Source organism: Actinocrinis sp. (assembly GCF_035938995.1).
In the GTDB taxonomy this organism is placed as follows: domain Bacteria; phylum Actinomycetota; class Actinomycetes; order Streptomycetales; family Catenulisporaceae; genus DASZGI01.
The window spans coordinates 1-12,084 of sequence record NZ_DASZGI010000411.1; the positions used below are offsets into that span (position 1 = coordinate 1).

Annotated in this window: 9 protein-coding genes; 6 read left to right on the forward strand and 3 right to left on the reverse strand. The window is 69.8% G+C overall.

From position 1 onward, the window contains the following. A partial coding sequence (locus tag VGZ32_RS27925; RefSeq protein ID WP_326889221.1) for an IlvD/Edd family dehydratase occupies window positions 1–1,683 on the forward strand: 1,683 nt, incomplete at its 5' end. 64 nt (window positions 1,684–1,747) lie between these two features. On the opposite strand, the gene VGZ32_RS27930 is transcribed toward VGZ32_RS27925, so the two are convergent. Continuing rightward, window positions 1,748–3,472 (reverse strand): hypothetical protein, encoded by a 1,725-nt coding sequence (locus VGZ32_RS27930; protein WP_326889222.1) that lies wholly within the window; start codon window positions 3,470–3,472, stop codon window positions 1,748–1,750. A 478-nt stretch (window positions 3,473–3,950) separates the two neighbouring features. Between VGZ32_RS27930 and VGZ32_RS27935 the strand changes: the two genes are divergently transcribed. From VGZ32_RS27935 to VGZ32_RS27955, 5 genes are all read left to right on the forward strand, one after another. After that, window positions 3,951–5,264: a helix-turn-helix transcriptional regulator gene (locus tag VGZ32_RS27935; protein WP_326889223.1), complete on the forward strand. Its 1,314-nt coding sequence runs from the start codon at window positions 3,951–3,953 to the stop codon at window positions 5,262–5,264. 113 nt (window positions 5,265–5,377) lie between these two features. After that, window positions 5,378–6,265, forward strand: coding sequence for an SAM-dependent methyltransferase (locus VGZ32_RS27940; protein WP_326889224.1), 888 nt, complete (start codon window positions 5,378–5,380; stop codon window positions 6,263–6,265). Between the two features lie 468 nt (window positions 6,266–6,733). Then, window positions 6,734–8,734, forward strand: coding sequence for a S53 family peptidase (locus tag VGZ32_RS27945; RefSeq protein ID WP_326889225.1), 2,001 nt, complete (start codon window positions 6,734–6,736; stop codon window positions 8,732–8,734). A 196-nt stretch (window positions 8,735–8,930) separates the two neighbouring features. Further along, window positions 8,931–9,791, forward strand: a complete 861-nt coding sequence (locus VGZ32_RS27950) for a helix-turn-helix transcriptional regulator (protein ID WP_326889226.1) — start codon at window positions 8,931–8,933, stop codon at window positions 9,789–9,791. A 64-nt stretch (window positions 9,792–9,855) separates the two neighbouring features. Next, window positions 9,856–10,125 carry a hypothetical protein gene (locus VGZ32_RS27955; RefSeq protein WP_326889227.1) on the forward strand — a complete coding sequence of 90 codons (270 nt, stop codon included), beginning with the start codon at window positions 9,856–9,858 and terminating at the stop codon, window positions 10,123–10,125. 341 nt (window positions 10,126–10,466) lie between these two features. On the opposite strand, the gene VGZ32_RS27960 is transcribed toward VGZ32_RS27955, so the two are convergent. Together VGZ32_RS27960 and VGZ32_RS27965 are read right to left on the reverse strand one after the other, a co-directional pair. Beyond that, the gene (locus tag VGZ32_RS27960; protein ID WP_326889228.1) at window positions 10,467–10,718 is read right to left on the reverse strand and encodes a DUF397 domain-containing protein; all 252 of its coding nucleotides are present in this window, start codon (window positions 10,716–10,718) and stop codon (window positions 10,467–10,469) included. 474 nt (window positions 10,719–11,192) lie between these two features. After that, window positions 11,193–12,084, reverse strand: an 892-nt coding sequence (locus tag VGZ32_RS27965; protein ID WP_326889229.1) for a citrate/2-methylcitrate synthase, incomplete at its 5' end; no start/stop codon positions are given.

A 12,084-nucleotide genomic window follows, 5' to 3' on the forward strand; every position in this document is an offset into this window, starting at 1 on the left:
CATCTTCGCGCGTTCAGTCATCGCTCGCGGATGCGGCAGCTCGGCTACCTGCCTTCGGAGCACCTGGGCAAACCGGTCATCGCGATCGTCAACACGTGGTCGGACATCAATCCGTGCCACATGCACCTGCGTGAGCGCGCCGAGCAGGTTAAGCGGGGCGTCTGGCAGGCCGGGGGGTTTCCTCTGGAGTTCCCGGTTTCGACTCTCTCGGAGACGTTCCAGAAGCCGACTCCGATGCTCTATCGCAACTTGTTGTCGATGGAGACTGAGGAACTGCTGCGCTCCTACCCGGTTGACGGCGCCGTTCTCATGGGCGGCTGCGACAAGACCACTCCCGCCCTGTTGATGGGTGCTGCCAGCGCGGATCTGCCTGCGCTGTTCGTGCCGGCTGGGCCGATGCTGCGCGGCAACTATCAGGGCGCTGTGCTCGGTAGCGGCACGGACTTGTTCGGGTACTGGGACAAGCACCGCGCCGGGCGGATCACCGACTGCGAACTGCTTGCGGTCGGCGAGGGGCTGGTGCGCTCGCCCGGCCACTGCATGACCATGGGCACGGCCTCGACGATGACCTCGGTCGCGGAGGTGCTGGGCGTCGTGCTGCCCGGTTCGGCGTCGATCCCTGCCGTGGACTCCGCACACCACCGGATGGCCGCGGCCGCCGGGATGCGTGCGGTCGAGCTCGTGCGCTCGGGGCGCGGTATCCGTTCGTATTTGACCCGCTCCGCTTTTGAAGACGCGGCCGCGGTCGTGTTCGCGCTCGGCGGCTCCACCAACGCTCTGATTCACCTGATCGCGATGGCCGGGCGGGCCGGGGTCGAGATCGGGCTCTCCGACTTCGACGCGATCTCCCGGCGCGTGCCGGTGCTGGCGAACCTTCGGCCCGGCGGCGAGTACCTGATGGAGGACTTCTATTACGCCGGCGGGCTTTTGGCGTTGTTGTCGCAGTTGGCCGTGGTTCCGGGCGCGCTGCATCTCGACCGGCCTACAGTCGGCGGCGGGACGCTGGGCTCGTACGTGACCGGCGCCCGGGTGCACGACCACCGGGTGATTCGGACTGTGGAAGAACCGTGCGATGAGGAGGGTGGTCTGGCGGTGCTGCGCGGGAATCTCGCCCCGGACGGTGCCGTGATCAAGTACCTCGCGTCGCGAAAGCCGAGCCTGCTCAAGCACACCGGCCCAGCAGTGGTCTTCGACTCCTATAGGGAGTTGTGGGAGAGGATCGACGACCCGGCGTGCGGTGTCACTCCCGACACGGTGCTGGTCCTGCGTGGCGCCGGTCCGATCGGCGGACCCGGGATGCCGGAGTACGGGATGCTGCCGATTCCCAAGTACCTGCTGGAGGCCGGAGTCACCGACCTGGTACGGCTGTCCGACGCCCGGATGAGCGCTACCAGCTACGGCACCTGTGTTCTGCACATCGCGCCGGAGTCACACGTCGGCGGACCACTCGCGCTGGTACGGACCGGCGACCGGATCTCCCTCGACGTGGAAGCCAGGACGCTGACACTCGAGGTGGATGATGCGGAGCTCGACCGGCGCCGGGCCGCCTGGCGCCGTCCCGAGCCCCGTTTCGAACGCGGCTACGGCGCGCTCTACCAGGACCACGTCACGCAGGCGGATCGGGGCTGCGACTTCGACTTCCTGGCCCGGCCGGGGCGCAACCCGCAGCCGGACCCGCACTGAAAACGCCCGGACCGCACATCCCAAGGCTCAGCCCCTTTGGTTGAGCGGCGTACGGATCGGGCGATCACTCGGCGAGCAGGGCGCTTTCGGCGGCGATCAGCTGGTCGAACGCGGCCACCACGCCGAGCGCCCGCTTCGGGGCCGGCAGCGTCGGATCGGCCGCGCCGCGCAGCAGCTCTCCGGCCAGCGCGGCGTGCCACTCCCAGCGGTGCGTCGCGAAGTCCCGCTCGCCCGCGATCGCCGGGCAGTACCCGCGCAGGTTGTGGGTCAGCCAGCTGATCGCCCGCAGCGCCGCGACCGTGCCGGCCTCCTCGGACACCGCCTCGTCGAGCGGTTCGAGCAGCCCCATGCGCCGCGCCAGCGTGCGCCAGACCGGCACGCCGGTGAAGAAGGCCGAGTGAGTGCCGCCGTCGACGCAGCGCAGCAGCAGATCGACCGCCAGCCGGGCCGGGTCCGCCGCCCAGTGCACCGGCCCGAACCTGCGCGTGTCGATCACGGTCGGCTGCGGGTGGCGGCTGTCGTAGGACACCAGCACGTTGTTGACCAGCAGGTTCCCGTGCCCGTGCACCCGGAAGGTCGGCTGCGACGGCAGCGGGGAGTGCGCGGAGAGGTCCGGCCCCGCGCCGAGCCGGCCCTGGAGCACGAAGGCCCGCAGCCGCTCGATGTACCGCGCCGTGTCGTCGAGCGCGCAGCCGAGTGGGTGCGAGAGGACCGGCCCGAGTTCGTCCAGGGCGCTGGCGACGCGGCGCTGGATGTGCGGCGGCATCCAGAACAGCGCGGACGCCGAGCCGCCCGGGTCCAGGGTGTCGGTGTACAGGCCGCCGAGCCCGTCGGTGAACAGGCCCTCGAACAGGTCCTCGATCCGCGGCGCCTCCGGCCCCGCGGCCAGCCACCGGCTCAGCGTCCTGGGCTGGCCGTGCACCCGCGACACAAGCGCGTACCACCCGCTGACCGGCCCGACCGGATAGCCCGGCTCCTGGCGCACCAGCGGGGAACCGCGCAGCAGTGTCGCCGCCGCGACCCCGCGCTTGGCCTCATCGGACAGCGCGGACCGGTCCCGGTCCACGGTCAAAACGTGATGGACTCGCACCCCCTCGGCGGGCAGCCCGGCGCCGCGCACCTCCGCCTCGACCGCGTAGACCGCCGTACCGGACGGCCCGTTGCGGCCCACGATCGCCGCGGCCCCGGCCGAACCCGGGGCGAGGAAGCGTATCCGCATCCGCCGCGACGTCCAGCCGCGGCTCTCCAGGACCCGCAGGTACAGCCCGACCAGAGCCGGCTCGCCGACCTCGTGCACCAGCGCCAGGACGTGCGGGTCGTCCTCGTCGTATACCGCGGCGATCGGCTCGAAAACCCCGGCCTCCAGCAGATGGTCGTGCACGGCGGCCGCTATCGCGCGGGGGCCGCCGCCCGCCGCGCCGGCCTCGAACTCGTGGCGCCGCAGCACCCGGTGGGCGCCGCGGAACCGGGCGTCGGCGAACAACTTTGGCCAGGGATCTCCGGGAGCGGAATCGGGCCCGACCGCGAGAATGAACGCGTCCGGAAAGCATTCACGCGCCTCCTCGACCAAGTCCAGGCCGTCGGACGGTCCGCCCGCCAGCAGGTCCACCACGATCAACCGGAAGAACCGGTCGGGCCCGCCCAGGATCGCGCGGGCCTCACGGGGCTCCGCGGCGATCTCCCACGAGGGGGACCAGCCCAGCTCGGCGAGGAACGGGCCGAGCCGGCCGGGGACGGCCGCACGCCCCCCGGGGTCGCCGTCGATGAGCAGAGCTTGGAACGAGTCCACGGTCACGCTCCTCCACGGTTCGCGGGGCGCGCCCTGCGCCGCACCAGTCCGGCCGTCCCCACCATCGCGGTCGGACCGGGGGGAGCGCGCCCCGCGAACCGAGGCTTGTGTCATCGCTCACTCGCCGTTCTCAGCCCCGTCGTCGTGCGGTTCGCTCCCCGCGACAGGTGTGCGGTCCGACTCCGGCCGGGTGCCGGACCGCTGCCCCTGCTCGCAGGGTTCGCATATAGTGTGGGGGCGGCCTTCCCGAGGCCCCCCTCAGCCGCACCCCACGACACCGAATCCTGGCTACAGAAGGGCCCGTCGTAAAGGCCGGGTCGGACAGCGTCGGACACGGTCGGACAGGGGCGCGCACGGGCAGAGGGCGGACTGCCGGGCAGGTGCGTGGCATGGACCGGACAGGTGCGACGAGTCCCAGCGGCATCACGCGCCGAACCGCTACACTGACGCTGCGTGAGCCTCACAGGACAGGGTTGAGATGGACTCACTGGACTCCGGCGCCGCGGCCCAGGAGGAACTGGGCTTACGCACCGTGGAATCCCTTGAGGACCTCGGGGACTCGCTGCGCCGCCTGCGCCGCAGGCACGCGCGGCGGCAGCGTGACGCCCTCCTGTCCTACCGCTACCTGGCCGAGAAGACCGGCTACGCGCACGGAGTCATCGGGGGTTACTTCTCCGGCAAGGTCCTGCCGCCGCCGGACAAGCTCGACGTACTGATCGATCTGCTCGGGGTCAGCCCGGCCGAGCGGCGGGAGTTCGCCCGGGTGCGCGACGCGATCGAGGAGCGCCGCCGCCGGCCGACCATGGCCCAGGCTCCCCAGCGGGAGCGCGAGCGCCTGGCCCGGGCCGGAACCGGCCGTCCGCCCCCGGAGGCCGTCGCCGCCAGCGGCTTCCTGTACGAGCTGCTCACCCGCAGCGGGAAGTACCGGGCGCGGTGGCGGACCAAGCTGGTGTCCGGCGCGGGCGCGCACGTGGCGATCGCCGACGTGATCGCCGAGTACCTGGCCGCCCGGGCGCCCGCCGAGCCGCCGCAGGACCCCGACCGGCTGCGCCGCCGGGTGGTGCGGGCGCTGGCCCGCGGCGGCCCGGAGACCGCGCTGACCAGCACCGTGCTCGAATGGTTCATCGAGGCGTTCGGCGTCGAACGCGAGGACGCGGATCGGCTTCGGTTTCTCTACACCGGCTCGTCCAGCATCCGCTATGTGCGCGGCGACGCCGAGGAGACCAAGCTGCCGATCTTCGACGCGCCCGAAGCCCGGCATCGCACGGTCGACATGCGCGAGTACCACTACCTGGGGCCGGACGGGCTGCCCGCCGTGCACCGCACCGACCAGATCGTCGAGGCCGTGGTCGACGGGCTCGACCGCATCCCGTACATGGCCGACACCGCGATGCTGACCGTGGACGTGCAGAACGGCGGGATACCCAGCCCCCTCTACCAGATCCGGGCGAGTGACGGGAACGTCTACTACGCGCTCGACATCCTGCTGGAGCGTCCGCTGCTGCGCGGCGACACCGCCGTGCTGAACTACACCACCACCTTCAGCTACCCCGAGCCGCCGCCCGCCGAGGTGCGCCGCGGATTCCGGCGCAAGGTCGACTCGTACATGCTGTGGGTGCGCTTCCACCCGGAGATGGTGCCCACCTCGGTCTGGTGGGCCGAGTGGGACGGCGTCACCGGCGGGCAGATCACCCGGCGCGAGCCGGTGGAGCTCGGCCCGGAGCTGGAGACGCACCGGTTCCTGCAGGGCGGCGCCGCGCAGGCCGTGGTGGGTTTCTGCTGGGAGTGGTGAACTCCCGGGCCGCGGGAGCTACAGACCGCATCAGGACCCGGGTACATTGCGAAGCACAAAACTTCGGATGCGCCGGCCTCGACGGCCGCGCGACGCGGCGTGCGGAGGCGACGATGCCGGACCATGGGGGACCTGCCCGCGACGAACCGGCCCTGCACGGGCTCACCGGTGAGCCGGACAGCGGCGCCAGGGAACTGCTGGTCTCCGGCTGGGAGGTGGACCGGGTCGACACACGCGTCGCGCATCCGGCCCGCATGTACGACTACTACCTCGGTGGCAAGGACAACTACCAGGTGGACCGAGAGGCCGCCGAGCAGGTGCTCGCGGTCCTGCCGGAGGGCCGCGACATGGCGCTGGCCAACCGGGCCTTCCTCGGCCGGGCGGTGCGGTTCCTGGCCGCGCGGGGGATCCGGCAGTTCCTGGACATCGGCACCGGGATTCCCGGGCCGGGCAACACCGGCGAGGTGGCCCGCGCGGTCGCTCCGGACGCCCGGGTGATCTACGTCGACAACGACCCGATCGTGCTCTCCCACACCCAGTCGCTGCTCGCCCACCACGACCCGGGGCACACCGCTGTCATCGAGGCGGACCTGCGCGATGCCGACAGCATCCTCACGCACCCCGACGTGCTCCGCGTGCTCGACTTCACCCAGCCGGTGGCGGTGCTGCTGGTCGCGGTGCTGCACTTCCTGCGGCCGGTGGACGAGCCGGTCGAGGTCGTGGCGCGGCTGAGGCAGGTCCTGCCGTCCGGCGGATGCCTCGTGGTCTCCCACGGCACCGGCGACTTCGAGCCGGAGCGGGCGTTCTCCGCGGTCAAGGGGTACAGCCACGCCACCGCCCCGTTCGTGCTGCGCAGCCACCAGCAGATCGGCGAGTTCTTCGACGGCCTCGACCTGGTCGAGCCGGGCCTGGTGCAGCTCCCGTGGTGGCGCCCGGACGGCGCGGTGCCTGAGGAGTCCGAGAAGATCTGGATCTACGGCGGAATCGGCGTCAAGCGCTGATCCACGTCAAACACCGATCACCGGTCAGCCGCTGATCATCAGTCAACAGGTGATCGTGAATCATCCGCAGGTCATTCCGGTCAGGTTTTCGGCTGAGCGGGTGAACTGCTCATCCTAGGGGTGATGACCTGCGCGTCGTGCGCGCGCTCGGACCGTCGCTGGGCCATGATCGGGCGCAAACCGACGTCCCTCGTCGCACCTAATCCGACCCCGTCGACCTCGGCAGCCGCAGCGCCGCGCGTCCCCTCCGCCTCCCGTGGCGGGCGTGCGAGAGAATTCCTTTGCAATTGCGTGGCTCTGGCTTGGCCGAATTTTGGAGAGATGCTCATGCGGCACCGGCATGCCCGGAGCCGCCCGCCGCACCGGGCACCATCCCGTACCGGTGCCCGGGCCGTTAGGGGAGGCTCGCAAGTGGTGAAACACCCTCATTCTCCACGCACATCACCCCGCTGGCGAAGGGCCACGGTCATGGCGGCCGTGCTGCCCCTGACCGCCGCGTTCCTGGGGGGAACCGCGGGCGCCGCGCAGGCGTCGCCCGCCTCGACGCCGCTGAGCGGCTCGAAACCGGCTTGGGCGACCTCGTCCGCCGACCGGGGCACGACCCCGGCGGCCTCGCAGGTCGACCTGCGCGTGTACCTCGCCGGGCGCGACCCGGCCGGACTCGCCGCCTACTCGCAGGCGGTCTCCGATCCGAACAGCGCCGCGTACCGCCACTATCTGACCCCGGCTCAGGTCCAGGCCCGCTACGGCGCCACCCCGGCGCAGCTCGCGGCCGTGAAGACGTGGCTGGCCGGGGCCGGGCTCAAGGTCACCGCCGTCACCGAGCACTACGTCGCGGTGCACGGGACGGTCGCCCAGGCGAGCGCGGCCTTCAGCACCTCGTTCCACCAGTACGGCGTGCACGGCGGCACCAAGCGCGCGCCCGCCTCGCCCGCCAAGGTGCCGGCCGGCGTCGCGTCGGCGGTCCTCGGCGTGGACGGGCTGTCGGACGAGAGCTTCGACGCCAAGCCGACGAACGTCCCGGCCGCGGCCGACGGTCCCGAGATGCAGAGCAGCAAGGGCGGCGTGCCGTACCTGACGGCGCTGCCTTGCTCGGACGACTACCAGGGCCAGCTGGTCGCCAACGACCTGCCGTCGGCCTACGGCGGGAACGTACCGTGGGCGGTCTGCGGCTACACGCCGAAGCAGGTGCGCGGCGCGTACGGTGTCACGACCTCCGGCCTGACCGGTAAGGGCGTCACGGTCGCGGTCGTCGACGCCTACGGCCTGCCGACGATGCTTTCCGACGCCAACGAGTACGCGACCCGGCACGGCGACCAGCCGTTCAAGCCCGGCCAGTACCAGGAGATCGTCACCCCGTCGCTGTGGACCGAGCAGTCGCTGTGCGGCGACTGGTCCGGCGAGGAGGCGCTCGACGTCGAGTCCGTGCACGGCATGGCCCCGAACGCGAACGTGCTCTACGTCGGCGCGAACTCCTGCTTCGACACCGCCGGCGGCGGCTTCGCGCCCAACGGCGGGCTGCTCGACTCGCTGGCGCTGATCGTCGACCACCACCTGGCGGACATGGTGTCCAACTCGTGGGGCGAGCTGATGCACTTCCTCGACGCCAACGGCAACATCGTGAACATGGACCCGGCGCTGATCGCCGCCTACGAGCAGGTCTTCGAGCAGGGCGCGGTCGAGGGCATCGGGTTCTACTTCTCCTCCGGCGACTGCGGCGCCGACGACCCGGCGACCGCGTGCGGTGCGGCGGAGGGCTCACCCTTCGCGCAGACCGAGTACCCGACCGCCGACCCGTGGGTGACCTCGGTCGGCGGCACCAGCATCGCGATCGGCAAGCACAACAACTACGAGTGGGAGACCAGCTGGCAGACCGACAGCACCGGGCTGACCACGGACCGCTCGGCCTGGTCCGGCCTGCCCGGCGCCTGGCTGTACGGCGGCGGTGGCGGCACCAGCCAGGACTTCGCGCAGCCCTGGTACCAGAAGTTCACGGTACCCACGTCGCTGTCCGAGCACCTGCTCTCCGGCGCGTCCACCAGCCCGATGCGGGTCAACCCGGACGTCGCCGCGTACGGCGACCCGTCTACCGGCTTCCTCGAGGGGTACACCCAGCTGCTGCCCGACAACGTCACCACCGCCTACGCGGAGCTGCGGATCGGCGGCACCAGCCTGTCCTGCCCGACCTTCGTGGGCATCCAGGCCGACGCCCAGCAGGCGCAGCACGGGTGGCCGATCGGCTTCGCCAACCCGGAGATCTACTTCCGCAGCATGTTCGGCGTCTTCAAGGACGTCACCGACACCCCGCTCGGCCCGAACGTGACGCTCGCGGTCGTGCGCAACGGCGAGGCGAACCCGGCCATCCGCACGATGGGCAAGGGTGACCTCCAGCACGCCACGGAAGGCTTCGACGACGCGACCGGGGTGGGCTCGCCCACGGCCGCGTACCTGAGGTCGTTCTTCGGCTAACCGCACACACACGGCGGGCCATGCCATTTCCCGGCATGGCCCGCTGTGCCTTTGGATTCACCGCAGTAGAACCAGACAGAGGAAGGTACAGCGCACCAGACACGTCCAGTCCCGTCAGCTCTGTTAGGCTGCCGATCCGTACGCACGAGCGCCGTTAAGGCGTCGCGGATTTGCTTTAACTGCAGGGAGGGACGCCGTGGTCGCGAACACTGACCCGGTCGTATTCGGACATCGTCTCCGCACGAGACTGCGTCGCGCACGCGAGGAAGCGGACCTTACCCAGGAGCAGGTCGGCCGACAGCTGGAGTGGTCGGCCAAGAAGCTCAACCGCATTGAGACCGGCGCGACGCCCGTCTCTCCCGGGGACGTCACGAAGCTCGCCGCGCTCTACGCGCTCGGGCCCGAGGAGACCCAGAACCTGCTCGACGAGGCAGCGCGGGCCGGTCGGGCTCCGTGGTGGCACCGGTATCGCGATCTGGTCGGACCGGACTTTGGGCACTTCCTCAGCTACGAACGGTCTGCCACGGAGATCCGCGGCTTCCAGCCGAACATCATCCATGGTCTGATACAGACTGAGGAGTACGCCCGGGAGATACTCGCCTCGGTGGGGGTGCACGAGTTACGTCGCCGGGTCGCGCTGCGCCTCGAGCGGCGCGTCCTCTTCGAACACGAGGACTCTCCGCGCACCGAGATCATCCTCGGCCAGGCGGCGCTGCACAACCAGGTGGGGGGCGCTGCGGTGCACGACGGCCAACTGCGTCGAGTGCTCGAGCTGGCGGCACAGGACCAGCGAATACGCCTCGGCATAGTTCCCTTCGCGGCGTCAACGTACCCTGCGATGCTGATCGGATTCGACCTGATAGAGCTGCCGGACGGGCAGACCTCGCTGTACTTGGAATTCCCGCACGTTTCCCGGACGACGAAGGACGAGACGATCTTGAACGACGAGTACGGCGAGTACTACGCGCAGATTCGCGGCAGGGCACTGTTCGGTGCCGACGCCGTCGCGCTGGTCGACGCGGTCCTCGACGCCCGATCCCGGGGTGATTGTGTCTAGCCCGCCCGCGGAGCGCAAAGGGCCCGACTCGTGGTGGTCCCATCTGCTCGAGACGTTCAAGCATGTGACTGATGAGGAGACGCGAACCCAGAACGCGCTGAAACTCATGCCGTGGGTCTTCGTGTTCGTCGTGCTGCTGCTCACGGCGGCGTGCGTGATTGCAGCACTTATCACTGGACACGTTCACATGGCCGTCATCGCCAGATCGGCCGTGTTCAAGTGGACGCTGGGGCTGTCCGCCGGGTCGACGGCCACCGTGGGGGCGGTGGTCAGGATAAGGAAGGCGATCGCCAAATCGTCAACGCGTGCGGCGGACGAGGACCAAGACCCGTAGGGCGGCCTCATGGAGCCGTTCCGCCTCCCACGCGGCGCCGATCGCGGCGACGAACGTCACCACCGTCCACACTGCCAGAAACGCCCGCCCGGGGACAGCTGCCGAGACGAGAGCGCCCAAGGTCGTGGAGGCCAGGCCCAACGTCAAGGCCAGCGGCCAGATCCTTCTTCTGAATCCGCTTGTCACCTCGTGCGCTTCCCCTCGCTCGACCCGGGATGCCGAGCGGCCGCGGCCGCGGCGCCCCAGGATCGCCAGTAGTTCGGTCACAACCGCCCCATCGTCAGATGATTCCCTCTGGAAGTCGGATGAAAAGTTCCGGCCCGGGCGATCCCGACCATTCGTCACAATCCAGGACCGGTCGGTGTCGCCAAGTCAAACGAGTCGCCCCATACAGCGTTACGCATCCGCTCCATGAACACCGACCATTCGGCAAATGCGAGGGGGATCGCGCGGCGCTCGGGGCACTTGGAGTCGCGCAACAACACCACGTCCGCCTGGACGCTCACCTCGACGCAGTGCCCGTCTGGGCACCGCGAGCTGCGGCGCCAGGACGGCTCGCCCTTCCCGTACATATCAGAATGCTTCGCGGTCATCGTTCAAACCCCCAGGTCGTGCCGCCCTCTCCCCGGTACGGCGCGTCACACGGCCATTACTCCGCAGCTCAGTGTCCAATCAGGGCTCGTCTACGTCAAGGCGGGGGCGGGTCATCGCCGGGTAAAGGTGCACGATCGGTCACATCGAACTCGCCAAGCCGTACTCCCTCCTCGAAAGCGGCCCACTCCGCTCTGCTGAACACGAGCGGCCGAGCGTCGGGCACCCGGGGGTCGGAAACCTGCACGGTCTCTCCGTGAAACGACACTCGCAAGACCGGTGGCTGTTCCCCGTCCCCCTGGCTCGGCCTCGGCGATACCGTAGGCATGCGGCAGAAATGCCCATGGTTCTAATATGCAAACCGGTGCGCAGCGGGCAAACGGGTGTGCAGCGGCTGCGCCGGTGTGCGCCGCGCGCGGACCGCCGTCCGTCCGCCACGCGGCGCACGCGGTCAGCCCGCGCCTCACACCGGCGCGTTAGCGCTCGTCCATGGAGAGGAAAGTGCGCTGCGTCGGCCCGGTGTAGACCTGCCGCGGGCGGCCGATCTTCGTCGCCGGGTCGTTGATCATCTCCCGGTAGTGGGCGATCCAGCCGGGCAGCCGCCCGATCGCGAACAGGACGGTGAAGAACTGGGTCGGGAAGCCCATCGCCCGGTAGATCAGACCGGTGTAGAAGTCGACGTTCGGGTAGAGCTTGCGCTCGATGAAGTACTCGTCCGACAGCGCCGTCTCCTCCAGCGTCTTCGCGATCCCGAGCAGCGGGTCGTTCGGGGCGAGCTTGTCGATGATGACGTCCGCGGTCTGCTTGACGATCTTCGCGCGCGGGTCGTAGTTCTTATAGACCCGGTGGCCGAAGCCCATCAGCCGCACACCGTGCGCGCGGTCCTTGACCTTGGCCACGAACGTGTTCACGTCGTCGCCGGAGGCGTGGATCTCCTCCAGCATGCCCAGCACAGCCGAGTTGGCGCCGCCGTGCAGCGGGCCGAACAGGGCGTTGATCCCGGCGGACACGCTGGCGAACAGGTTCGCCTCGGCCGAGCCGACCATGCGCACCGTGGAGGTGGAGCAGTTCTGCTCGTGGTCGGCGTGCAGGATGAGGAGGAGGTTCAGGACCTTCACCACGTCGTCGTCGATCTCGTAGGGCTCGGCGGGGACGGAGAACATCATGTTGAGGAAGTTGGCGCAGTACGAGAGCGAGTTCTTCGGGTAGACGAAGGGCTGCCCGATGGACTTCTTGAAGGCGAAGGCCGCGATGGTTCGAAGCTTGGCCATGAGGCGAGCGACCGTGACGTCGATCTGGTCCTTGTTGTCGACGTCGAGCGCGTCGGGATAGAAGCTCGAGAGCGAGACGACCATCGAGGAGAGCACC

Coding starts and splice junctions, on each gene's coding strand:
- VGZ32_RS27935 (WP_326889223.1), top strand. CDS start 3,951: ATGGACTCACTGGACTCCGGCGCCGCGGCCCAGGAGGAACTGGGCTTA.
- VGZ32_RS27940 (WP_326889224.1), top strand. CDS start 5,378: ATGCCGGACCATGGGGGACCTGCCCGCGACGAACCGGCCCTGCACGGG.
- VGZ32_RS27945 (WP_326889225.1), top strand. CDS start 6,734: ATGGCGGCCGTGCTGCCCCTGACCGCCGCGTTCCTGGGGGGAACCGCG.
- VGZ32_RS27960 (WP_326889228.1), bottom strand. CDS start 10,718: ATGACCGCGAAGCATTCTGATATGTACGGGAAGGGCGAGCCGTCCTGG.